Here is a 21,602-nt window from a genome sequence, read left to right as displayed (position 1 = left end):
TTGTTGTTCGTCAATACACCTAATTTGAGCCGGTTCACACTTTTCAATGAAAATTGCTAATCATTTTCACGATGAGCTAAGTAGACTGGCCGCCATTAATATCGAGGCACTTGTACTACATGGCTGAATTCGAAACCACTTTTGCAGATCTGGGCCTGAAGGCTCCTATCCTTGAAGCCCTTAACGATCTGGGTTACGAAAAACCATCTCCGATCCAGGCTGAGTGTATCCCACACCTGCTTTCTGGTCGTGACGTGCTGGGCATGGCCCAGACTGGTAGCGGTAAAACCGCAGCATTCTCGCTGCCGCTGCTGAACAACATTGATCCGGACCTGCGCGCGCCGCAGATCCTCGTCCTGGCTCCAACCCGTGAACTGGCTGTTCAGGTTGCTGAAGCTATGACGGAATTCTCTAAACATATGCGCGGCGTAAACGTGGTAGCCCTGTACGGCGGCCAGCGTTATGACGTGCAGTTACGCGCCCTGCGCCAGGGTCCACAGATTGTTGTCGGTACGCCGGGCCGTCTGCTGGATCACCTGAAGCGCGGTACCCTGGACCTCTCTAAACTGAGCGGTCTGGTACTGGACGAAGCCGATGAAATGCTGCGTATGGGCTTCATCGAAGACGTAGAAACCATCATGGCGCAGATCCCGGAAGGTCATCAGACCGCTCTGTTCTCTGCAACTATGCCAGAAGCGATCCGTCGCATTACCCGCCGCTTCATGAAAGAGCCGCAGGAAGTGCGTATTCAGTCCAGCGTGACCACTCGCCCGGACATCAGCCAGAGCTACTGGTCTGTGTACGGCATGCGCAAAAACGAAGCGCTGGTACGTTTCCTGGAAGCAGAAGATTTTGATGCGGCGATCATCTTCGTTCGTACCAAAAACGCGACCCTGGAAGTGGCTGAAGCCCTGGAGCGTAGCGGCTACAACAGCGCAGCGCTGAACGGCGACATGAACCAGGCCCTGCGTGAGCAGACTCTGGAGCGTCTGAAAGACGGTCGTCTGGATATCCTGATTGCAACCGACGTGGCAGCACGTGGCCTGGACGTTGAGCGTATCAGCCTGGTTGTAAACTACGATATCCCAATGGACTCCGAGTCTTACGTTCACCGTATCGGCCGTACCGGTCGTGCGGGTCGTGCAGGCCGTGCGCTGCTGTTCGTTGAGAACCGCGAGCGTCGTCTGCTGCGTAACATTGAACGCACCATGAAGCTGACCATTCCAGAAGCCGAGCTGCCAAACGCAGAACTGCTGGGCAAACGCCGTCTGGAAAAATTCGCCGCGAAAGTACAGCAGCAGCTGGAAAGCAGCGATCTGGATCAGTACCGTGCGCTGCTGTCCCAGATCCAGCCTGTCGCTGAAGGCGAAGAGCTGGACATGGAAACCCTGGCCGCAGCACTGCTGAAAATGGCGCAGGGCGAACGTAGCCTGATCGTGCCACCTGATGCGCCGATGCGTCCTAAGCGTGAGTTCCGTGACCGTGACGATCGTTTCGAACGTCGTGGCGACCGTAACGACCGTGGTCCACGCGGTGACCGTCCAGAGCGTGGTGGTGAAGACCGTCCACGTCGCGAGCGTCGTGACGCTGGCGAAATGGAACTGTATCGCATTGAAGTGGGCCGTGATGATGGTGTTGAAGTTCGTCACATCGTTGGCGCGATCGCTAACGAAGGCGACATCAGCAGCCGTTACATCGGTAACATTAAGCTGTTCGGTTCCCACTCCACCATCGAGCTGCCAAAAGGCATGCCGGGCGAAGTACTGCAACACTTTACTCGCACTCGCATCCTGAACAAGCCGATGAACATGCAGCTGCTGGGCGATGCACAGCCACGTCCTGACCGTGGCGGCGAACGTCGTGGCGGTGGTCGCGGTTTCGGTGGCGAGCGTCGTGAAGGCGGTCGCAGCGAAGGTCGCGGTGGTGAAGGCCGTCGTTTCTCCGGTGAGCGCCGCGAAAACCGTGGTCCACGCCGTGAAGAAGGCGCCAGCCGTCGTCGTTTCGGTGACGCGTAAGCCTTTCGCTTCTGACGTAAAGTAAAATATACAGCCCCGATAGTTGCTATCGGGGCTTTTTTTATTCCTTTTGTACTCTTGTACTGGTACAGTGCAACACACTAAAATGCAGAACCACATTTTTCACTGGAGATAAGGCCGCATGGCAACACTAACCACCACCCAAACGTCACCTTCGCTGCTTGGCGGCGTGGTGATCATCGGCGGAACCATCATTGGTGCCGGGATGTTTTCCCTGCCTGTGGTCATGTCCGGTGCGTGGTTCTTCTGGTCGCTGGCGGCGCTGGTTTTCACCTGGTTCTGCATGCTCCATTCCGGGCTGATGATCCTTGAAGCAAACCTGAACTACCGCATTGGCTCCAGCTTCGACACCATCACCCGGGATCTGTTGGGCAAAGGCTGGAACCTGGTGAACGGGCTGTCCATCGCGTTTGTACTCTATATCCTGACCTACGCGTACATTTCAGCGAGCGGGTCGATTCTGCATCACACCTTCTCAGAGATGTCGCTGAACGTTCCGGCGCGTCTGGCGGGTCTCTGCTTCGCGCTGGGCGTGGCGTTTATCGTCTGGATGAGCACCAAAGCGGTCAGCCGCATGACGGCGATCGTGCTGGGCGCAAAGGTCATCACCTTCTTTCTGACCTTCGGCAGCCTGCTGGGGCACGTCACGCCGGCCACGCTGTTTAACGTTGCGGAAGTGAACACCTCCTACACGCCGTACCTGCTGATGACGCTGCCATTCTGTCTGGCGTCGTTCGGCTACCACGGCAACGTACCGAGCCTGATGAAATACTACGGCAAGGATCCGCGCACCATCGTGAAATGCCTGGTTTACGGCACGCTGCTGGCGCTGGGGCTGTATGTGATCTGGCTGCTGGGGACGATGGGTAACATCCCGCGTCCGGAATTTATCGGCATTGCGCAGAAGGGCGGTAACACTGATGTGCTGGTACAGGCGCTGAGCGGCGTGCTGAACAGCCGCAGTCTGGATCTGCTTCTGGTGGTCTTCTCGAACTTTGCGGTGGCGAGCTCATTCCTCGGCGTGACGCTGGGCCTGTTTGACTACCTGGCGGATCTGTTTGGTTTTGATGACTCTGCTATGGGGCGCTTCAAAACCGCGCTGTTGACCTTCCTGCCGCCGATTGTGGGCGGCCTGCTGTGGCCGAACGGTTTCCTGTACGCCATCGGCTATGCGGGACTGGCGGCCACCATCTGGGCGGCGATTGTACCGGCGCTGCTGGCGCGCAAATCACGTAAGCGCTTCGGCAGCCCGAAATTCCGCGTCTGGGGCGGAAAACCGATGATTGCGCTGATTCTGGTATTTGGTATCGGCAACGCGGTGGTCCACGTGCTGTCGAGTTTTAATCTGTTGCCGGTATATCAGTAAGTTTTTGTGCCGGATGGCGGCTACGCCTTATCCGGCCTACGCGATCCCGTAGGCCCGGTAAGCGAAGGGTATGAACCGGAAACATGGGTAACACTTTAGACCGGATACATGGGTAACAGTTATAACTGGCATAGAAGAGGAGACTCGCTATGCCCTGGACTGAGACCCGACCTATGCAACGCCTTGATTTTATCCGTGCCTGCCATGCAGGTACGGATTCTTTTTCAGCCCTCTGCCGTCTCTTCGGCATCAGCCGAAAAACCGGTTACAAATGGCTTCATCGTTTTGACCCCTCTGACCTGTCATCTCTCTCTGACCGGTCGCGTGCTCCGCACTCCCACTCCCGTACAGTTCCTGATGATATCGCCGGGCAGCTTACGGCCCTGAGGCAGAAACACCCTGACTGGGGCCCCAAAAAACTGCGGATGTGGCTGCTCAATCATCACGTCGATTTTACCGTCCCCGCTGCCAGCACTATCGGCGATATCCTCAAGCGTGAAGGCCTGGTTCCGGATAAAAAGCGAAAACGCAGAACCCCGGGCAATCGCCAGCCCCTGACCATCATCAGTGAGAACAATCAGGTCTGGAGCGCTGATTTTAAAGGCAAGTTCAGGCTGCTGAGCCGGAAATACTGTCATCCCTTCACCCTGACCGACAATCACAGCCGGTATCTTCTGAGCTGCCGGGGAACGGACCGGGAGAGCGAGCCCTTCGTCAGGCAGTGCCTGACGGATGCGTTCCTGGAGTACGGTCTGCCGGAAGTCCTGAGAACGGATAATGGACAGCCTTTCGCAGGAACAGGTATCGCCGGGTTAAGTCGCCTTGCAGTCTGGCTGATAAAGCTGGGCATCAGACCGGAACGTATCAGAAAGGGGCATCCGGAAGAAAACGGCCGTCATGAGAGAATGCACCGTTCGCTGAAAAGTGCAGTAAAACAGGGCAACACCTTTATGACGATGGAAGAACAACAGCGGTGGTTCAGTGACTACCGGGAAGAGTTTAACTACGAAAGGCCGCATGAAGCCCTGGCGGGTGCAACGCCCGGAACGGTCTGGCAGCCCTCAGGCCGACACTGGGATGGCAGGGTTCCTGAATATGCTTATCCGGAAGGAGGTACGGTCTACAGGGTGAAATCAAGGGGGACACTCTATATGGGGAAAAAGGGGACGGTGTTCCTGAGTGAAGCGCTGACTGATGAGTACATCATGCTGGAAGAACAGGATGATGGCCTTGAGGCCATCATCTTTAACGGAATAACGCTTGCGTACTACGACCGAAAAACCCAGAGTGTGCTCCGGATAGACTGAAAAGTGTTACCTATGTTCCCGGTCTGATCTGTCACCTATGTATCCGGTCATACAGAAGCGCCACCGGGCAAAGCAAAAAACTACCCCACCAACTCCTCTTTCACCTGCATCGCCAAATCAAACGAATGCAGACGCGCCTGGTGATCGAAAATCTGGCCGTTAACCATAATCTCATCCGCCTGGGTTTCACGCAGCACCGCCTCCAGCCCGTGACGCACTTTCGCCTTATCACCCACCAGCGACATACTCAGAGCCTGCTGCACGCCATACTGCTCGGAGGCCGACCACAGCTGATGCATATTCTCTACCGGCGGCGGCAACTGGCCCGTCTCGCCGCGACGCAGCTTCACAAACGCCTGCTGCATAGAGGTAAACAGGAATTCCGCGTCGCGGTTGCTGTCGGCGGCAATGATATTGATACACACCATCGCATACGGCTTCTCCAGACGTTCAGACGGTTTGAAGTGCGTACGATAAAGATGCAGTGCCTGATGCAGCATATCCGGTGCGAAGTGGGAAGCGAACGCGAACGGCAGCCCCAGTTGAGCGGCGAGCTGCGCGCTGTACAGGCTTGAGCCTAACAGCCATACCGGGATCTTTTCCCCGTACCCCGGCACAGGACGCACGTGCGGGTTCGGATCCCGCGCGTCAAACCAGTCCACCAGCTCGGCCACATCGCGCGGGAAGTTATCGATATCGCCGCTCATATGGCGACGCAGGGCGCGCATGGTCGGCTGGTCGCTGCCCGGCGCGCGGCCAAGCCCTAGATCAATACGGCCCGGATAAAGGGTATTCAGCGTCCCGAACTGCTCGGCAATCACCAGCGGGGCGTGGTTCGGCAGCATCACACCGCCGGAGCCCAGGTGCAGAGTGGTGGTATTCGCCGCCAGATAGCCAATCAGCACCGAGGTGGCGGCGCTGGCGATGCCCACCATATTGTGGTGCTCCGCCAGCCAGTAGCGGTGATAGCCGCGCTTTTCGGCAAGCTGAGCAAGATCGAGAGAGTGCGTGAAGGCTTCTCTGGCCGAGGAGCCTTGTGGGATCGGCGCCAGATCCAGCACCGAAAACGGAATGGTTTTGTCAGTCATAACAGCTCACTTTGTCGACGGTCAATCTTTAATACTGCATTAAAAAATGATAACCGTTGTTAACAAAGTGAGCCTTTTTTACGCCTGCAATTCCAGCCCGGCGAGACGTCGCCAGTAACCGTTGCAGTCGCTGTTTGCGGTCAACGGTAGCGGCGAGGCGCCGTTTTCGTTGGCGCGGAAGGCGTCCAGCATCGCGAAAACACCGGTATCAAGCGGCGAAAGACGCACCATATCCACCAGCCCGTGCATTGACGCCAGTTCGTTGCCGAGGTTATAGACGTAACCGCTCATGGTCTGAATGCCGTTGAGGACAAACACCTGCTGGTTCTCCTGCGACAGCATACTGCGGCCGTTCGGGTACTTAATGCAGCAGGTTTCGCACTCGTCTTTCGGGCGATCTTCGGAACGTGCGGTGAAGCAGCGGGCAGAGTAGGCCAGCGGCAGATGCCCATAGCTCAGGACTTCTACTTCAAACTTGTTGCGAATGCCCAGCTCTTCGCACTGTGTGAGCAGGTTGGCCAGCCAGTCGCGGGAGAGCTCAACCGGCATGCACCAGCGGGTCATCCCCTGTTTGAGCAACAGGCGCAGGGTCACGGCGTTATAGCAGTTCAGCGCATGTCCGGCGACAAACGGCAGCTTACGCTCGGCGCACAGGTTTACCACGCCCAGGTCGCTCGCCTCCAGCAGGAACTCACCGTTTTCGACGTAGCGCTTCAGCTCGCCCAGTTCAGAGGACGCCTGCACCAGCGCCAGCGTCGAGAGCACCACCTGCTTGCCGCTGCCGGCCAGGTTTTTCGCCATATCCAGCCAGTCGCCCACTTTGGTGGCGCGGCGCTTGCTGCACACCGCTTCGCCGAGGTAAATCACATCGGCGCTGCTGTTAGCCGCCTGCTGGTAAAAATCTTCCAGCGTCTCTTTTGGCCAGTAGTAAAGCACCGGCCCTAATGAATATTTCATGATTATCTCACTGCCATTTACGGTGGTACGCGCCGAGCGTAGTTTGGGTGCCTTCAGACATCGCGCCGAGCGTCTCCATCCAGGCCGCTTGTGGAGCATAGTTTTGCGGGTCCGCCATGCAGCGGTCGATGGCCTGACGCCACACCTTCGCCACCTGGCTCACGTAGGCCGGGCTGCGCTGGCGGCCTTCGATTTTCACCGAGGCAATATTGGCGGCCAGCAGTTCCGGCAGCAATTCCAGCGTGTTGAGGCTGGTGGGCTCCTCCAGCGCGTGGTAGCGCTCGCCGTCCACCAGATAACGGCCTTTGCACAGCGTCGGGTAGCCCGCGTTTTCACCGTCCTGATAGCGGTCAATTAACACGTCATTCAGGCGTGACTCCAGTCCCTGCGGCGTTTGCTGCCAGCGAACGAAGCGGGCAGGCGAGCAGGCACCGACGGTATTTGGCGATTCCCCGGTGAGATAGGAAGAAAGATAGCAGCGGCCTTCGGCCATGATGCACAGGCTGCCGAAGGCAAAAACCTCCAGCGGCACTGGCGTGACGCGCGCCAGTTGCTTAACCTGATGAATAGAGAGCACGCGCGGCAGCACCACGCGGGCTACGTCAAAGTGTCGATGATAAAAACGCACGGCCTCTTCATTGGTGGCCGATGCCTGAACAGAGACGTGGCGCTCAATATGCGGATAACGTTCTGCCGCATACTCAAGCATGGCGAGGTCGGCCAGGATCAGCGCATCGGCGCCCAGCTGGGCCGCCATATCCACGGCGCGCTGCCAGCGGGCATAGCCATCAGGATGGGCAAAGGTATTGATGGCGATGTGCAGTTTGCGCCGGTGCTGGTGAACGAAGTTAACGGCTTCCTGAAGCTTTTTCTCCGTAAAGTTAAGACCCGCAAAATGGCGGGCGTTGGTATCATCTTTCAGCCCGATATAGACCGCATCGGCCCCATTTTCGATGGCCGCCTTAAGCGCCGGAAGGTTTCCGGCAGGGCAGAGCAGCTCCATAATTTATCCCGATGTTGTCGATCGCAGGGATCGTAAAAAATGTTAACGAGCTGGGATTTTAATTAACCCATACGCGACAATTTTTGATTTAAGGCAGCTAATGGCGTATTGATGGCACCAATAATGAGGTATACCGGACAACGGTTTGTTGATTTACGCCGCTATCTTCTTGTCGGGATATGGCAAAATAGCAGGACTATAGCTATCAGGGAGTAAAGCTCGTGCTGGATAAACTGCGTTCACGTCTCGTACAATTTGGTCCATCAATGCTGAGCGTGCCGGTAAAACTGGCGCCGTTCGCGCTTAAACGCCAGGTGCTGGAACAGGTACTGAGCTGGCAGTTCCGCCAGGCGCTACAGGACGGTGAGCTGGAGTTTCTGGAAGGCCGCTGGTTAAAGATTGAAGTGCGCGATATCGGGTTGCGCTGGTTTACTTCCGTTGAGAACGATCGGCTGATCGTCCGTGAAACCGCCGAGGCGGATGTCAGCTTTAGCGCGGATGCCAGCGATCTGCTGATGATCGCCGCGCGCAAACAGGATCCGGACACCCTCTTCTTCCAGCGTCGTCTGGTGATTGAAGGCGACACGGAGCTCGGTCTGTACGTCAAAAATTTAATGGATGCCATTGAGCTGGAGCAGATGCCGAAAGCGCTGCGTATGATGTTGATGCAAATGGCAGATTTTGTTGAGGCCGGGCTAAAAACCCCGCCGGACAGTAAACACACTTCAGTAGGTGAGCCATGCTGATTCGAGTCGAAATTGGGATTGATGCGCCGGGTATCGATGCGTTGTTACGCCGCTCTTTTGCAGGCGACGCCGAAGCCCAACTGGTTCACGATCTTCGCGAAGATGGCCTGATTACGCTGGGCCTGGTTGCCACCGACGATGAAGGGCAGGTGGTCGGCTACGTGGCCTTCAGCCCGGTGATTGTGCAGGGTGAAGAGTTACAGTGGGTCGGCATGGCGCCGCTGGCGGTGGATGAAAACTACCGTGGCCAGGGCCTGGCGCGCCAGCTGGTCTATGAAGGGCTGGATTCACTGAATGAATTTGGCTATGCCGCTGTCGTCGTTCTGGGCGATCCGGCGTTCTACGAACGTTTAGGTTTTAAGCCAGCGTCCAGATACGATCTGCGCTGCCACTGGCCGGGCACGGAAACATCTTTCCTGGTGCATCCTCTGGCGGATGATGCGCTCGACGGCGTTACCGGTCTGGTGGAGTACCACCATCATTTCAATCGTTTTTAAGCAGGCTTTCGCGTAGCGCCTCGAAAGAGCCGTCCCCGTTGACGAGACGCTCTTTCTGGCGCTTCGTCAGCTGCTTGATGCGGTATTCCAGCCTGAGCGCCAGGGATCTGTCGCCCACGGCGGCTGAAAACGCTAACTGAAGTTCACCTTTCCCCCGCAGCGCCTTCGCCCCTTTCCCCGTTTGATGTTGTAAAAAACGCCGTGCCACATCGGTAGTGATCCCGGTGTAGAGTGCGTTATCAGCGGTTCGGACAAGATAGAGAAACCAGCACACGGTAAACAGATTCAGTATGTTAAGGTGAACGCACCATAGCATGAGAGAGAGCGAAAATGGAAACACTGGCCGCCATTAACCGCTGGCTGGCAAAGCAGCATGTCGTGACCTGGTGCGTCTGTAAAGACGAGGAGATGTGGTGCGCAAATGCCTTTTATTACTACGATCCCGAGCGCGTGGCCTTTTACGTGATGAGCGAAGATAAAACGCGGCATGCGCAGATGACGGGCCAGCGGGCAAAAGTGGCGGGCACGGTAAACGGTCAGCCTAAAACCGTTGCGCTGATCCGCGGGGTCCAGTTTAAAGGCGAAATTCGTCGCCTGGAAGGTGAGGAGAGCGACGCGCAACGTAAACGCTATACGCGCCGCTTCCCGGTGGCCGCGGCGCTAAAAGCCCCGGTGTGGGAAATCCGCCTTGATGAGCTGAAATTTACCGACAACACCCTGGGCTTTGGCAAGAAGCTGCACTGGTTACGCGCCGAGCAGGCGTAGCGCTTCACGGTTAAACGCTGGCAGATCGTCCGGTGTACGGCTGGTGATCAGCTGATCGTTATCGTTCACCACTTCCTGATCGTAGAACTCGGCTCCCGCGTTTTTCAGATCGATAACGATCGGCTTCACCGCGGTGAGCTTACGCCCGCGTACCACCTCGGCGCTGATCAGCAGCTGCGGACCGTGGCAAATGGCAAATACCGGTTTACCGGTGCCGACGAAGTCACGGGTAAAGGTGACGAAACGCTCGTCTCCGCGCAGGGAATCCGGTGAATGACCGCCCGGTAACAGCAGGGCGTCGAAATCCGACGGGCTGACGTTATCAATGGATTCGTCAATGGTCACGCTGGCTTCGCCCTTATGGCCCTTCACGGTTTTACCCGCTTCTTTCTCGATGGTGACCACCTCGTGGCCCGCCTTGCGGAATGCCTCTGCTGGCGACGTAAATTCTGAATCTTCAAACTCGTCGGTAATCAAGACTGCGATTTTTTTACCCATGCTTCCTCCGTTGTTTTCGCTTCAGACTGTTTTTTTCCCGTTTGTGGTAAATACTTACCGGTAACAGACTTTTAAGTGTGGTAGAGCAGGCCCAGAACGCAAACGGACAATTCTGTAAAGGGGATAAGATGAGTCAGGTACTGATTACCGGCGCAACCGGGCTGGTGGGTGGACATCTGCTGCGGCTGCTGATCCAGGATCGGCATATCAATTATATCGCCGCCCCGACGCGTCGCCCGCTGTTGGATATCACCGGCGTCTATAACCCGCACGATCCACAGCTCACCAACGCGCTGGCGCAGGTGCAGGATCCCATTGATATCGCCTTTTGCTGCCTTGGCACCACCCGACGGGAAGCGGGCAGTAAAGAAGCTTTTGTCCATGCGGATTACACACTGGTGGTGGATACCGCCCTGACGGCGAAAAAGCTGGGCGCAAAACATTTCCTGGTGGTCAGCGCGCACGGCGCGAACGCAGGCTCGCCGTTTTTTTACAACCAGGTGAAGGGCAAAATGGAAGAGGCGTTAATCGCGCAGAAATGGGAGCGCCTGACCATCGCGCGGCCTTCCATGCTGATGGGGCACCGTGACGAACGTCGTTTTAACGAGTCTATTTTCGCTCCGCTGTTTCGCATTCTGCCGGGTAACTGGAAGTCCATCGAGGCGCGGGATGTCGCGCTGGCGATGCTAAAAGAGGCGCTGACTCCGTCGCAGGAGGGGGTTAATATTATCCCTTCGGCAAAACTGCGTGAAATCGCGCAGGGCGAGGCGTAAACTTCCCCGGCTTATTAAATAACACCTTCCGGGGAATGGTATGACTGGTCAGTCTTCATCTCAGGCGGCAACACCTGTTCAGTGGTGGAAGCCCGCACTCTTCTTTCTCGTGGTCATCATTGGCCTCTGGTATGTGAAATGGCAGCCGTACTACGGTAAAGCCTTCACCGCCGCCGACACCCACAGCATCGGTAAATCGATTCTCGCGCAGGCCGATTCCAGCCCGCTACGCGCGGCGTGGGATTACGCCATGGTCTATTTTCTTGCCGTCTGGAAAGCGGCGGTATTGGGCGTATTGCTGGGCTCGCTGATTCAGGTACTTATCCCGCGTAACTGGCTGGTGAAAACCCTGGGACAGCCGCGCTTGCAGGGTACGCTGCTGGGGACGATTTTCTCCCTGCCGGGCATGATGTGCTCCTGCTGCGCCGCACCGGTGGCGGCGGGTATGCGCCGACAGCGCGTGTCGATGGGCGGCGCGCTTGCCTTCTGGATGGGTAACCCCCTGCTGAACCCTGCAACGCTGGTATTTATGGGCTTCGTTCTCGGCTGGCATTTCGCGTTTATCCGTCTGGCGGCTGGCCTGCTGACGGTGGTGCTTGTCGCTACGCTGGTGCAGCACCTGGTGAAAGACAACGAGGCCGGGCCTGCCTCCGTTGAGCTGGACGTCAGCGAGCCGCAGGGCAGTTTCTTTGCTCGCTGGGGCAAAGCGCTGTGGCAGCTTTTCTGGAGCACCATTCCGGTCTATATCCTGGCCGTACTGGTGCTGGGGGCGGCGCGCGTCTGGCTGTTCCCGCATGCGGATGGCGCTATCGACAACACGCTGATGTGGGTGATTGCGATGGCGGTGGCCGGGTGCCTGTTTGTGATCCCAACCGCGGCGGAGATCCCGATTATTCAGACCATGATGATGGCTGGTATGGGGACCGCACCGGCGCTGGCGCTGCTCATCACGCTGCCGGCGGTGAGCCTGCCGTCGCTTATCATGCTGCGTAAGTCATTCCCGGCGAAAGCGCTGTGGCTGACTGCGGGGCTGGTGGCGTTGAGCGGAGTTATTGTGGGGAGTATGGCGCTTGTGTGAAAAAAGCCCGGTGGCGCTAGCGCTTACCGGGCCTGTAGTCAGGTGGTAATTACTTAATGTAAGTAAAGGCGGTGGTGACGTGTTTCACGCCGCTCACCCGGCTGGCGATATCCGCCGCCGCTTTCCCTTCACGTTCCGTCACCAGACCCAGCAGGAACACTTCGCCGTTCTCCGTGGTCACTTTCACGTTTGAGGATTTCACCTGGTCGGTACCCAGCAGCTGGGAACGCACTTTGGTGGTGATCCAGGTATCAGATGACGCGGTGCCGAGACCAATCGGCTGGCCCTGGCGGATCTCGTTAAACACTTCCGCCGTGCCTTCCACACCCATCGCAATCTGTTTGGCGCGCGAGGCGAGTTCAGGATTTGGCGCCTGGCCTGCCAGCAGCACTTTGCCCTGATAAGCCGTCACGTTGATGCGTGCTTCCTTCTTGATCTGCTCGTCTTTCGACAGCGCACTGTTTACGCGCAGCTCAAGCGTACCGTCATCCACCTGCGTCCCAACGGTGCGCGGATCGGTCGCTGCTTTGGTGCCGACCGCTGCGGTGCCGACTACAGCGGCAGCGATGCATCCCTGAAGCAGTAATGCAGACATCACGACTGCAAGGGCCGATAAAACCTTCATGAGAACTCCTTAATCATCCTGGTGAGGGAAAAGCGTGTTATCGATCAGATCGCATAAGCAGTTCACCGTGAGCATATGCATCTCCTGGATGCGGGCGCTACGGTGCGAAGGAATGCGGATCTCCACATCCTGCGGCCCCAGCAGGCCAGCCAGCTCTCCGCCGTCGTAACCGGTCAGGGCGACAATCGTCATATCCCGGGTCACTGCCGCTTCAACCGCTTTAACGATATCCCGGCTGTTACCGCGCGTGGAGATCGCCAGCAGCACGTCTCCGGCATGGCCTAAGGCGCGCACCTGCTTGGCGTAGATTTCGTCATGCAGACGATCGTTGGCAATCGCAGTTAAGACCACGTTATCGGTGTTTAGTGCAATGGCAGGTAAACTCGGGCGCTCGGTTTCGAAGCGATTGATCATGCTGGCAGCAAAATGCTGTGCGTTAGCAGCGGACGTGCCATTGCCACAACAGAGGATTTTGTTGCCGTTGAGCAGCGACTGAACCAGCGTCATCGCTGCACGCGAGATCGCGTCCGGAAGGGCTTCCGCCGCGGCAATCTGCGTTTGAATGCTTTCTGTGAAGCACACTTTAATTCGTTCGAGCACGGTATCCCTTTAAAATCTTATTTATGCGTCTTCGCCAAACGCGTTTTTAAGCCAGTCGATCGCATTTCCGGTGAAGGCTACCACATCGAAACGGCAATCCACAGTATCAAAACTCCCATTATGGCGGGCAAGCCACAAGTGGGCAGTCTGTAATAATTTTTGTTGTTTGGCGAGCGTCACGCTGGCGGCAGCACCGCCAAAACGGGACGACTGTCGGAAGCGAACTTCAACAAACACGATGGTCTGACCGTCTTTCATGATCAGGTCAATCTCGCCGCCGCGCCCGCGAACGTTGGCGGCGACAAAGCGCAGTCCTTTGCCTTCAAGCCAGCGACGCGCCTTTAACTCCCACGCGTCGCCGGTCTGTTTACGGCTTAACTGGCCGGGACAATCTGCCCCTGCTGGTATTGGAGCCATGATAACTTCCTGTTAATCACACAATCCTGATCGGCGGTCAGATCGCCGGTATTCCCGTTAAGCTCGAAGCCCGGTACCTGACGCATCTGGGTGAAGTGGTTTGCCAGCGCCCAGGCATCGACGCCCATCGCGTACAGACGCGCCAGGGAATAGTCATTGCGCACCGCGCCCAGCGCCTGCTGCATCAACTGCGGGTTGCTGCCTGCCAGCATGGGGATCTCGCTGTATTGCAGTCCTTCCATTTCCAGACGGAAATCCGGGCCTGCGGTACCCTGTGCGCTGCGTGAGCTGGCGTAGAGCGTTGCACCGCTCTGGCTGCCGTTACGCATGGCGATCATCGGTTTGATAAAGGCGATCTCTTCCGGCGTAGCGACGATGTACGCCGAATCCACTTTACCGCCGCCGCTGATTTGCGCGTCGGTAGGTGGTGCCGGGATCGTCAGACCGCCGATGGTGACGCTCTGCTGCTGCGGCAGGCTGGCGGATACCGGGCTACCGTTGAGGGCAATACCTGCCCCGCCGTTCACGCCCGCTCTCAGTTCGGAAGCTGAGCCAAATTTCTGCTGCAACACCACGCCACCGCCAAGGGTCTGCCACTCTTGCGCAAACGCGTTGGCAACGCGATCGCCCAGCGTGCTGCGTGGGATCAGCAGCAGCGGCGCCTGCTTGCCCTGCTCGTGAATATGGCGGGCCGCATCGCGGGCTTCATCCTCCGGAGAGAGGGCGAAGTAACAGATATTGGCGCGGTTCTGAACCTGCTCAGGCTGGTTAAGCGCCAGCACGTTCAGCGTGGTGTTGCTCTTCATCAGCGCTTCCACGTTGTTTTTCAACAGCGGGCCGACAACGATGCTGGCCCCGTCCTGCTGAACCTGCGCCAGCACCTGGTCAAGCGGCTGGGCGCTGGTGTCGTAGATTTTCAACTCTGCACCAGGATTAGCGCTGGTGGTGGCCACAGCCTGCGGCTGTTCCGGCTGCTCGGTTTGCGGCTGAGGTTGTTCTGCCGTCGCGGGCGCCGATGTTTCAGCCGGGGCCTGTGTTGCCGCAGGCGCTGGGGTGGCAGGCTGCGTCGTTGGGGCGGTAACCGGATTCTGCATGGTGCCCTGCGCAGGGGTTTGCGCGGTGGTCAGGTCGCTGGTTTCGGCGGCGGACGGGCTGACAACGTCATTCACATTCGCCGCCTGTGCAGCCTGCGCCGGAACCGCGCCGCCGTTGACGGCGGTGGTGCCGTTTTTCGCGGCTTCAAAACCTTGCTGAATGGCGCGACCAAACACCGCAGCCTGACCGTTTAACGGCAGCAGCAGGGCGATTTTGCTGGTGGAGGCGGGCTTAAAGTTTTGCACGTTCACCAGCTGCGTTGGCAGCATTTTCGCTCCCGGGTTTTGCGGGTAACGCTTTTGCCAGTCGGTAATGCCGGCTTTCAGCATGTTCGGATCGCTTCGGTTGTTGAACCACATCTGTTGCAGATCCAGCCAGCCTTGCAGGACATTTTCATCGGCGTTGATTACCAGCGCCTTGGCCTGATCCTGGGTCATGGAGGCGAGCGCCTGCCAGGTTGCGTCAATATTTTTTTGCTTGTCCGCACCCGCGAGCAGAGGCTCCTGGGCAATCAGCGCGCGGAGTAGCGTCAGGGAAGGGCGACCCTGCTCAGCGGTGATACCGGCCTGCCAGAAACGGGCCTGCTGGTTTTTATGCAGCGTGCTGAGATCGATGGTGCCGAGGATCTTCTTCGCGCCGTCGTAATCTTTTTGCGCGACCTTCAGTTCTGCCGACAGCAGCGTCTGCTCATGGCGCTGAGTGTCGTTAAGATCCTGCGGCAGCTGGCTGAACAGCTCGGCGGCCTGCTGGGTTTTCCCTTCTTTCAGCAGTGCACGAATGGCGAGTAATTGCCAGTTGATCCTGGTATCATTTGTACTCTGCGACATTTGTTGCAGATAAAAGCCGGAATCAGCCTGAGCGGATCCCTGCATATGAGCAGTGCTCTGGTCAGGTGCCTGGGTGCCGCAGCCGGTAAAGATCAGGGCTGCCAGCAGGAGGGGCACGCTGTGCGCGGCTTTTTTTCGAAGAAACGTTAACGGTACCATACTGTATCCAGTGATTTTTTTACGCAATGCTCAATATTAAATCGGCAATACGGACGAAACAATGAAACAACACGAAACGGCAGATAATTCTCAAGGCCAGCTTTATATTGTACCTACTCCTATCGGGAATTTGTCTGATATTACCCAACGTGCGCTCACCGTATTGCAAGCTGTTGATTTAATTGCGGCTGAAGACACCCGTCATACCGGTTTACTGCTACAACACTTTGCCATCAACGCCCGTTTGTTTGCCCTGCACGATCACAATGAGCAACAAAAAGCCGAAACGCTGGTGGCGAAGCTTAAAGAAGGGCAGAACATCGCGCTGGTCTCCGATGCGGGAACGCCGCTGATCAACGATCCGGGCTACCATCTGGTACGCACCTGCCGGGAAGCTGGCATCCGCGTTGTGCCGCTGCCGGGGCCGTGCGCGGCGATTGCGGCGTTAAGCGCTGCGGGTCTGCCGTCCGATCGTTTCTGCTACGAAGGTTTCCTGCCAGCTAAATCCAAAGGTCGCCGCGATGTATTAAAGGATCTGGAAGCCGAACCGCGTACGTTGATCTTCTACGAATCCACTCACCGTCTGCTGGAAAGCCTGGAGGATATGGTGACCGTCTGGGGCGAAGGGCGCTACGTGGTGCTGGCGCGCGAGCTGACCAAAACGTGGGAAACCATTCACGGTGCGCCGGTCGGCGAACTGCTGGCGTGGGTGAAAGAAGACGAAAACCGCCGCAAGGGCGAAATGGTGCTGATTGTCGAAGGCCACAAAGCGCAGGAAGACGCTCTGCCTGCCGATGCGCTGCGTACGCTGGCCCTGCTACAGGCTGAACTTCCTCTGAAAAAAGCGGCGGCGCTGGCGGCGGAGATCCACGGCGTGAAGAAAAATGCGCTGTATAAATATGCGCTGGAGCAGCAGGGGGAGTAAGACCCTGCCGCCTGTTTTGCCGGGTGGCGGCTTCGCCTTACCCGGCCTACACCGTGTCAAAGCCTCACTATTTCTCCGGCATCGCCTCAAACACCAGCGTTTCCAGCGGTTGCAGCGTAATCACCACAGCGTTTTTATACTCCTCTGGTACGGTCGAATTACTGCCGTACACGGCTTTCAGGGTAAACTGGGAACGCTCTCCTGCCGGGATCTCAAAATCTTTGGTTAAATCCAGGAAGTAACGTTGCGGTTTATCCGACGGGTTTCGTAAGCCAAAAATCGCTTTGTCTTTACTCCATGAGGCCCAGCCGTAAACCTCAAGCGAAGTTGGGTCACCGCCAATCCAGTGAGTATCCACCAGCACGCTGGCATTCTCACGCGACCATTTCGCCGCCTGCGCCAGGGTATCCCACTTCGCCTTATTCAGCATGGACGGCGTAATGTACAGCTCCTGAAGCTGAGTTCCGGTTGCAAAGTAGCTCCAGACCTGATCGGCAAAATCGCTGTCTGTTTGCACTTTCTCGAGTCCATAGTAAGCGTTCTCTGCGCTGACGATCCCGTGGTACATCAGTGAGTTAAGCGGGAACAGCGGACCTTTACGCACGATGGATCGCCAGGTTTCGGCATCGCGGTAGGTCATCCACTGCTGCACTGGCGTGCCGGGGCCGTATAGGTTGATATCATCGCCCTGACGCCAGATTGAATCAGCATAGAACAGCCAGGACGGGCTGGCGTCGGTGCCGGTGGTCAGGTTGATAAACAGGTTCGGATTTGCGCTGCGCATGTTGTGCAGCAGGGCAATGGACGCGTCAAAATCCGATGCAAATGGGCTGCCCTTGATATGCGAATTGGCGTTACCCATTCCGTCGAGCTTGAACGAGGTAATATGCTCGTTTTTGATCAGCTTGATGATCTGATCGTTAAAGTTTTTAAAATAGTTCGGCCCCGACAGCGCCAGCTTGCCGTCTACGGTTTCGAAACCATACTCTTTTGCATGCGAGACGCGAATATCGCGCGGCTTGTTGTATCCGCCCCACGGAGAAAGCCACAGCCCAACCGAGCTATGCAGGCTGTCGGCTTTTTCCCTGACTTTGCCAAAACCGTTGCTGAATGCCGGGCCAAACAGCCAGCGTCCGGTGCGATCGTCCCAGCCATCGTCCAGCAGGAACGCGTCCAGCGCCACCCCGCGTCCGGCAATAAATTCTTTATTCCATTCGTCCATCCGCCCAATGACATCCTGCTCGGAGTAAGGGGTAAAGAAGCCGATGTCCATCCAGCTGTTGTAGTGCAGGTAAGGCTTATAAGGCCGCGGACGCACGGCATCGATAAACTGGTTTACGCTGCGGCGCAGCTGATTAGTTTCCGGGAAAGTGCCGAACCAGGTGGTAAAACTAACCGGTGTCTCAGGCAGAATTGGCGTTTTCAGCTCCACGTTGAGGTTCGTGGTGGCTTCATAAGCGTAAGTATTCACAATCGGTTTGTCTGGCAGGATGAAGAACGAGTCGGCCACGATTGGCGAGCTGTTAATCGCCCCGTCAACGTAAGGTGCCTGAGACTGCTTCTTCGTCGGGAAGAAGGTAATTTTCGCTACGTCCCGCGGCTGCCCGACGGCGGCGATGGTGTAGCCAATGCTGGCGTATTTTCCCTTCACCAGGTTCAGTTTCACCGTTACGATAAAATCCGGATTCGTAAAGTCGATGACTATCGCATTGTCCTGCTTTTCGACGTGCTTGATTTTGAAATCAGCGGTGTGGATTTTTGTTTCATCCGGTAGCGTCAGAAAGAACAACTCCTGGGGCGTGATCGGATGGTTAGCTTTGCTGTCCGTTACCACTACCGTTGCGTTTGCATCATCAAACGAAAGGGCAATATTGTCGTTACTGAGCGCGTAGTTTGCTGCCGCCGCGCCATGAGAAACACAGAGAGTCAGCAGCGAGAGAGTGAGCATTTTTTTCATCGGGGTAAGATCCTTATCAGTAATGCTTCAGCATTCGGTTGATGGACTGTTCCAGCCAGTAGCGCTGGGTGCCGAAGTTAATACGCAGGTAGTTTTCGCCGTTTTGTACGTAGTGGCTGCCATCTTCAATGACCACGCCAGCCTGTTTTGCGAAATGTTGAGTTAGCGCCGTCGCACTGCGATCGTCCGCACTGACGTCTATCCAGGCGAGATACGACGACTCCGGGTTCATCATCTTCCATGCAGGGAAATGGGTCTGGATGGCATCCCCAAGGTAGCGGGCATTGCCGCGCAGATAACCATTCAGCGCGTCGAGCCATGGCAGACCTTGCTGATAAGCCAGAATAATTCCCCACACGCCGAAGATATTGGGCGAGGTAATGGAGTTCTTCTCCAGCTGCTGGCGGAAACGCTGGCGCAGCGAATCGTCTGGAATCATTGAGTAGGATGTTTTTAGCCCGCCAAGGTTGAAGGCTTTATTGGGGGAGGTCAGCACAATCAGGTTGTCCTGGGCGGCACAGCCCGAAGTCAGACAACTGACGAATGTACCGTCCAGAATGTGCTCGGCGTGAACCTCATCAACCACCAGAATCGTGCCGTAGCGCTTACAGAGATCGGACACCTGACGTATCTCATCCGCGCGCCAGATTCGGCCCGAGGGGTTATGCGGCGAGCAGAAGAACCACAGGGTGGGGCGGTGTGTTCGTAGCTGCTCTTCCACCCGATTAAAATCAAGTTGATAACGGTTATTTTCCACACTTAGCGGGTTAGCAAGTACTTGCACTCCCTGTCGCTGTGTCGCCATCGCAAACGGGTCATACACCGGGGTGTTCATCATCACGCAGTCGCCGGGTTTGCAGAACGCCTGAACCGTATAGTGCAGCGTGGAAACGGTGCCGTAGGTCAGGGTGATCCATGACTTATGCACCTCAACCTGATGACGGCTACGCTGGAAGGCGATGACCGCATCGTAGAATTCGTCGAAGCACCAGGTGTAACCGAAGGTGCCATGCTCCACGATGCGCTGGAAGCCTTCAATCACAGCGGGTGGCGAGGTGAAATCCATGTCTGCTATCCACAGCGGGATAAATCCCTCCGGGACATCACCGAAACGCGAGCAAACATACGTATGATCCCATTTACGGCATTTATCGCTTTTACGCTCAATGATTCTGTCGAAATCAAACACAACGACCCCCTGTTAAATTAAGGCTTCAATGCCGGATTTGACGCTCTGCACCTGCGGACCGATGATCACCTGAACGCTGTGGGCATCAAGCACCACTACTGACAAGGCGCCCGCGGCCTTCAGCGCCTGCTGGTCGATAAGCCCCATATCTTTTACCACCAGACGTAAGCGGGTAATGCAGTTGTCGAGCGACTCAATATTCTCTTTACCGCCAAGCGCGCGAAGAATAAGCCCATGATCGTATTTCGATTTTCCACGTGCCCGGGTATTGGCTTCCACCGCCTGGAGCGCACCCTGCGCGTCAACCTCACGGCCCGGCGTTTTAATATCGTGCCTGAGGATGTACCAGCGGAAGACGAAGAAGTAGATAGCAAACCAGGCAATACCCACCGGGAACAGCAGATACCATTTGGTCGACATCCCCTGCATGACGCCGAAGATCAGCAGATCCAGAATGCCGCCGTCGGTGTTGCCGATGGTGACGCCGAGCAGCGCCATCACCATCAGCGCCAGGCCAGACATAACGATATGAAACGCGTAAAGCACAGGGGCAATAAACAGGAACAGGAACTCAATCGGCTCTGAAATACCCGTGACAACTGAAACCAGCACGCCTGAAAGCAGCAGCCCTTTAATCACCGGACGGTTTTCCGGGCGCGCGGTGCGGTAGATAGCGTAAGCCACGGCAGGCAGGCCGAAGATAAATGTCGGCATAAACCCTTGCGATAAAAATGCCGTAACGTGCGGGCTAAAGGGCAGGCCAGCTTTCAGCTCGGCGTAGAAAATGTTCAGCGCACCGGCCACTTCCTGGCCGTTAACCATCTCAATGCCGCCCGCCGGGGTGAAGCGCACCATCGCCAGCAGGATGTGGTGCAGGCCAAAAGGTTTGAGCAGCAGTACGCCCACGCCATACAGGAACGGCCCAAAGACGCTGGTGCTCTGGATGATATGACCAATCCCAGCAATGCCCATTGCCACATATTCCCACAGCAGGGGGATAAACAAGCCGACCAGCGACAGGGTGAGGGCGGTAATGATGGGCACAAAACGAATGCCGCTAAAGAAGGCAAACGCGTCGTGCAGCACCGTGTCCTGGAAACGTTCGTGCAGGAAGTAGGTGATCACCCCTACCACAATGCCGCCGAGCACGCCCATCTCCAGCGTTTGAATGCCAAGCACAATGGATTGTCCCACCTGTCTCATGGTGGCGGCATCCGCAAGCTGGTGGGTGGCGGTCAGGTAGTAGTTGATGCTCATGTTCATCAGCATGTAGCCAACGAATCCGGCAAAAGCGCCCACCGCTTTATTACGTCTGGCAAGGCCCATCGGGATCGCCATGGCAAACATCAGCGGCAGATAGGTAAAAGCAAAGCCGCCGACCATGGCGATAAAACCAAAGGTGAGCTGCGTTAACTCGCCGCCCAGAAAGGGAAAACTTTTGATGGTGGAAGGGCTGGTGACAGAACTACCGATACCTAACAACAACCCCATAAAGGCCAACAGTGAGACCGGGAACATAAACGTCTTTCCCAGGCTCTGGAAAAACTCCCACGCTTTCGATTTAAACGACTTTTCCTGTGTCATGTAGGGACTCCTCGGATTTTTAGGATAATGGAAGGCGCTGTCCGGCTTAAGGACGCGCCTTCATATTTGCGAGGCTTATAGTTATTTTTTTAGGTACTAACGTTATGCGC

General features: G+C 56.7%; 22 protein-coding genes. 10 read left to right on the top strand and 12 right to left on the bottom strand.

Annotated features, from left to right (window positions below; translation table 11 throughout):
- The first annotated feature begins 46 nt into the window (after nucleotides 1–46).
- From yrbN to ACQG0T_RS20340, 4 genes are all read left to right on the top strand, one after another.
- On the top strand, nucleotides 47–127 hold the full coding sequence (yrbN, locus tag ACQG0T_RS20355; protein ID WP_097397692.1) for a protein YrbN: 81 nt from the start codon (nucleotides 47–49) through the stop codon (nucleotides 125–127).
- The gene (locus tag ACQG0T_RS20350) at nucleotides 120–2,015 is read left to right on the top strand and encodes a DEAD/DEAH family ATP-dependent RNA helicase (RefSeq protein WP_003861780.1); all 1,896 of its coding nucleotides are present in this window, start codon (nucleotides 120–122) and stop codon (nucleotides 2,013–2,015) included. Before yrbN ends, ACQG0T_RS20350 begins: the two co-directional genes overlap by 8 nt.
- A gap of 142 nt (nucleotides 2,016–2,157) precedes the next feature.
- Entirely contained in the window at nucleotides 2,158–3,402 is a 1,245-nt protein-coding gene (gene mtr / locus ACQG0T_RS20345) for a tryptophan permease (protein WP_271040470.1), read from the top strand.
- 149 nt (nucleotides 3,403–3,551) lie between these two features.
- A complete protein-coding gene (locus tag ACQG0T_RS20340; protein WP_271040396.1) occupies nucleotides 3,552–4,709 on the top strand; it encodes a DDE-type integrase/transposase/recombinase in 1,158 nt (385 codons plus the stop codon).
- Between the two features lie 80 nt (nucleotides 4,710–4,789).
- On the opposite strand, the gene ACQG0T_RS20335 is transcribed toward ACQG0T_RS20340, so the two are convergent.
- The 3 genes from ACQG0T_RS20335 to ubiU form a co-directional block, all read right to left on the bottom strand.
- A complete protein-coding gene (locus ACQG0T_RS20335) occupies nucleotides 4,790–5,797 on the bottom strand; it encodes a luciferase-like monooxygenase (RefSeq protein ID WP_006812112.1) in 1,008 nt (335 codons plus the stop codon).
- A gap of 78 nt (nucleotides 5,798–5,875) precedes the next feature.
- Entirely contained in the window at nucleotides 5,876–6,754 is an 879-nt protein-coding gene (locus ACQG0T_RS20330) for a U32 family peptidase (protein WP_023295495.1), read from the bottom strand.
- 7 nt (nucleotides 6,755–6,761) lie between these two features.
- Complete coding sequence (gene ubiU, locus ACQG0T_RS20325; RefSeq protein WP_003861773.1) at nucleotides 6,762–7,757, bottom strand: ubiquinone anaerobic biosynthesis protein UbiU; 996 nt, start codon at nucleotides 7,755–7,757, stop codon at nucleotides 6,762–6,764.
- Nucleotides 7,758–7,978: 221 nt separating this feature from the next.
- Here ubiU and ubiT point away from each other — a divergent pair, with 221 nt between their 5' ends.
- On the top strand, nucleotides 7,979–8,503 hold the full coding sequence (gene ubiT / locus ACQG0T_RS20320; RefSeq protein WP_003861771.1) for a ubiquinone anaerobic biosynthesis accessory factor UbiT: 525 nt from the start codon (nucleotides 7,979–7,981) through the stop codon (nucleotides 8,501–8,503).
- Entirely contained in the window at nucleotides 8,497–9,000 is a 504-nt protein-coding gene (locus tag ACQG0T_RS20315) for a GNAT family N-acetyltransferase (protein ID WP_058685896.1), read from the top strand. The genes ubiT and ACQG0T_RS20315 overlap by 7 nt, the downstream gene beginning before the upstream one ends.
- On the opposite strand, the gene ACQG0T_RS20310 is transcribed toward ACQG0T_RS20315, so the two are convergent.
- Nucleotides 8,987–9,316 carry a GIY-YIG nuclease family protein gene (locus ACQG0T_RS20310; protein WP_003861768.1) on the bottom strand — a complete coding sequence of 110 codons (330 nt, stop codon included), beginning with the start codon at nucleotides 9,314–9,316 and terminating at the stop codon, nucleotides 8,987–8,989. The two genes, ACQG0T_RS20315 and ACQG0T_RS20310, sit on opposite strands and share 14 nt — an antisense overlap.
- 14 nt (nucleotides 9,317–9,330) lie before the next feature.
- Between ACQG0T_RS20310 and ACQG0T_RS20305 the strand changes: the two genes are divergently transcribed.
- The gene (locus ACQG0T_RS20305; protein ID WP_015571966.1) at nucleotides 9,331–9,765 is read left to right on the top strand and encodes a YhbP family protein; all 435 of its coding nucleotides are present in this window, start codon (nucleotides 9,331–9,333) and stop codon (nucleotides 9,763–9,765) included.
- Here the strand turns inward: ACQG0T_RS20305 and ACQG0T_RS20300 are convergent.
- The gene (locus ACQG0T_RS20300; protein ID WP_015571965.1) at nucleotides 9,745–10,263 is read right to left on the bottom strand and encodes a type 1 glutamine amidotransferase domain-containing protein; all 519 of its coding nucleotides are present in this window, start codon (nucleotides 10,261–10,263) and stop codon (nucleotides 9,745–9,747) included. The two genes, ACQG0T_RS20305 and ACQG0T_RS20300, sit on opposite strands and share 21 nt — an antisense overlap.
- A gap of 128 nt (nucleotides 10,264–10,391) precedes the next feature.
- Here ACQG0T_RS20300 and ACQG0T_RS20295 point away from each other — a divergent pair, with 128 nt between their 5' ends.
- Together ACQG0T_RS20295 and ACQG0T_RS20290 are read left to right on the top strand one after the other, a co-directional pair.
- Nucleotides 10,392–11,036 carry an NAD(P)H-binding protein gene (locus ACQG0T_RS20295; protein WP_271040469.1) on the top strand — a complete coding sequence of 215 codons (645 nt, stop codon included), beginning with the start codon at nucleotides 10,392–10,394 and terminating at the stop codon, nucleotides 11,034–11,036.
- Nucleotides 11,037–11,076: 40 nt separating this feature from the next.
- Nucleotides 11,077–12,114 carry a permease gene (locus ACQG0T_RS20290; protein WP_023295492.1) on the top strand — a complete coding sequence of 346 codons (1,038 nt, stop codon included), beginning with the start codon at nucleotides 11,077–11,079 and terminating at the stop codon, nucleotides 12,112–12,114.
- A 49-nt stretch (nucleotides 12,115–12,163) separates the two neighbouring features.
- Here ACQG0T_RS20290 and dolP read toward each other — a convergent pair whose 3' ends face one another.
- Genes dolP through ACQG0T_RS20270 form a run of 4 tightly spaced genes read right to left on the bottom strand, consistent with a single transcriptional unit; the run spans nucleotide 12,164 to nucleotide 15,837 of the window.
- Entirely contained in the window at nucleotides 12,164–12,739 is a 576-nt protein-coding gene (gene dolP / locus ACQG0T_RS20285) for a division/outer membrane stress-associated lipid-binding lipoprotein (RefSeq protein ID WP_006812102.1), read from the bottom strand.
- Nucleotides 12,740–12,748: 9 nt separating this feature from the next.
- Nucleotides 12,749–13,339, bottom strand: a complete 591-nt coding sequence (gene diaA / locus ACQG0T_RS20280) for a DnaA initiator-associating protein DiaA (protein ID WP_003861754.1) — start codon at nucleotides 13,337–13,339, stop codon at nucleotides 12,749–12,751.
- A 21-nt stretch (nucleotides 13,340–13,360) separates the two neighbouring features.
- Nucleotides 13,361–13,756, bottom strand: coding sequence for a YraN family protein (locus ACQG0T_RS20275; RefSeq protein ID WP_426723866.1), 396 nt, complete (start codon nucleotides 13,754–13,756; stop codon nucleotides 13,361–13,363).
- Entirely contained in the window at nucleotides 13,714–15,837 is a 2,124-nt protein-coding gene (locus ACQG0T_RS20270; RefSeq protein WP_426723865.1) for a penicillin-binding protein activator, read from the bottom strand. The genes ACQG0T_RS20275 and ACQG0T_RS20270 overlap by 43 nt, the downstream gene beginning before the upstream one ends.
- A gap of 61 nt (nucleotides 15,838–15,898) precedes the next feature.
- Between ACQG0T_RS20270 and rsmI the strand changes: the two genes are divergently transcribed.
- Nucleotides 15,899–16,762, top strand: coding sequence for a 16S rRNA (cytidine(1402)-2'-O)-methyltransferase (gene rsmI, locus ACQG0T_RS20265; protein ID WP_000809144.1), 864 nt, complete (start codon nucleotides 15,899–15,901; stop codon nucleotides 16,760–16,762).
- Between the two features lie 67 nt (nucleotides 16,763–16,829).
- On the opposite strand, the gene ACQG0T_RS20260 is transcribed toward rsmI, so the two are convergent.
- From ACQG0T_RS20260 to malX, 3 genes are read right to left on the bottom strand one after another with little or no spacing between them, the layout of a single operon-like run.
- Nucleotides 16,830–18,719 (bottom strand): enterotoxin, encoded by a 1,890-nt coding sequence (locus tag ACQG0T_RS20260; protein ID WP_252052019.1) that lies wholly within the window; start codon nucleotides 18,717–18,719, stop codon nucleotides 16,830–16,832.
- Nucleotides 18,720–18,735: 16 nt separating this feature from the next.
- On the bottom strand, nucleotides 18,736–19,908 hold the full coding sequence (locus ACQG0T_RS20255; protein ID WP_271040468.1) for a MalY/PatB family protein: 1,173 nt from the start codon (nucleotides 19,906–19,908) through the stop codon (nucleotides 18,736–18,738).
- A gap of 12 nt (nucleotides 19,909–19,920) precedes the next feature.
- Nucleotides 19,921–21,492, bottom strand: coding sequence for a maltose/glucose-specific PTS transporter subunit IIBC (gene malX / locus ACQG0T_RS20250; RefSeq protein WP_017382443.1), 1,572 nt, complete (start codon nucleotides 21,490–21,492; stop codon nucleotides 19,921–19,923).
- Between the last annotated feature and the right edge of the window lie 110 nt (nucleotides 21,493–21,602).

Source organism: Enterobacter cloacae complex sp. 302F9 (assembly GCF_050030335.1).
GTDB lineage: Bacteria > Pseudomonadota > Gammaproteobacteria > Enterobacterales > Enterobacteriaceae > Enterobacter > Enterobacter hormaechei_C.
This window is presented reverse-complemented; position numbering and strand designations above follow the sequence as displayed.

Coding starts and splice junctions, on each gene's coding strand:
- yrbN (WP_097397692.1), top strand. CDS start 47: ATGAAAATTGCTAATCATTTTCACGATGAGCTAAGTAGACTGGCCGCC.
- ACQG0T_RS20350 (WP_003861780.1), top strand. CDS start 120: ATGGCTGAATTCGAAACCACTTTTGCAGATCTGGGCCTGAAGGCTCCT.
- mtr (WP_271040470.1), top strand. CDS start 2,158: ATGGCAACACTAACCACCACCCAAACGTCACCTTCGCTGCTTGGCGGC.
- ACQG0T_RS20340 (WP_271040396.1), top strand. CDS start 3,552: ATGCCCTGGACTGAGACCCGACCTATGCAACGCCTTGATTTTATCCGT.
- ACQG0T_RS20335 (WP_006812112.1), bottom strand. CDS start 5,797: ATGACTGACAAAACCATTCCGTTTTCGGTGCTGGATCTGGCGCCGATC.
- ACQG0T_RS20330 (WP_023295495.1), bottom strand. CDS start 6,754: ATGAAATATTCATTAGGGCCGGTGCTTTACTACTGGCCAAAAGAGACG.
- ubiU (WP_003861773.1), bottom strand. CDS start 7,757: ATGGAGCTGCTCTGCCCTGCCGGAAACCTTCCGGCGCTTAAGGCGGCC.
- ACQG0T_RS20315 (WP_058685896.1), top strand. CDS start 8,497: ATGCTGATTCGAGTCGAAATTGGGATTGATGCGCCGGGTATCGATGCG.
- ACQG0T_RS20310 (WP_003861768.1), bottom strand. CDS start 9,316: ATGCTATGGTGCGTTCACCTTAACATACTGAATCTGTTTACCGTGTGC.
- ACQG0T_RS20305 (WP_015571966.1), top strand. CDS start 9,331: ATGGAAACACTGGCCGCCATTAACCGCTGGCTGGCAAAGCAGCATGTC.
- ACQG0T_RS20300 (WP_015571965.1), bottom strand. CDS start 10,263: ATGGGTAAAAAAATCGCAGTCTTGATTACCGACGAGTTTGAAGATTCA.
- ACQG0T_RS20295 (WP_271040469.1), top strand. CDS start 10,392: ATGAGTCAGGTACTGATTACCGGCGCAACCGGGCTGGTGGGTGGACAT.
- ACQG0T_RS20290 (WP_023295492.1), top strand. CDS start 11,077: ATGACTGGTCAGTCTTCATCTCAGGCGGCAACACCTGTTCAGTGGTGG.
- dolP (WP_006812102.1), bottom strand. CDS start 12,739: ATGAAGGTTTTATCGGCCCTTGCAGTCGTGATGTCTGCATTACTGCTT.
- ACQG0T_RS20275 (WP_426723866.1), bottom strand. CDS start 13,756: ATGGCTCCAATACCAGCAGGGGCAGATTGTCCCGGCCAGTTAAGCCGT.
- ACQG0T_RS20270 (WP_426723865.1), bottom strand. CDS start 15,837: ATGGTACCGTTAACGTTTCTTCGAAAAAAAGCCGCGCACAGCGTGCCC.
- rsmI (WP_000809144.1), top strand. CDS start 15,899: ATGAAACAACACGAAACGGCAGATAATTCTCAAGGCCAGCTTTATATT.
- ACQG0T_RS20260 (WP_252052019.1), bottom strand. CDS start 18,719: ATGAAAAAAATGCTCACTCTCTCGCTGCTGACTCTCTGTGTTTCTCAT.
- malX (WP_017382443.1), bottom strand. CDS start 21,492: ATGACACAGGAAAAGTCGTTTAAATCGAAAGCGTGGGAGTTTTTCCAG.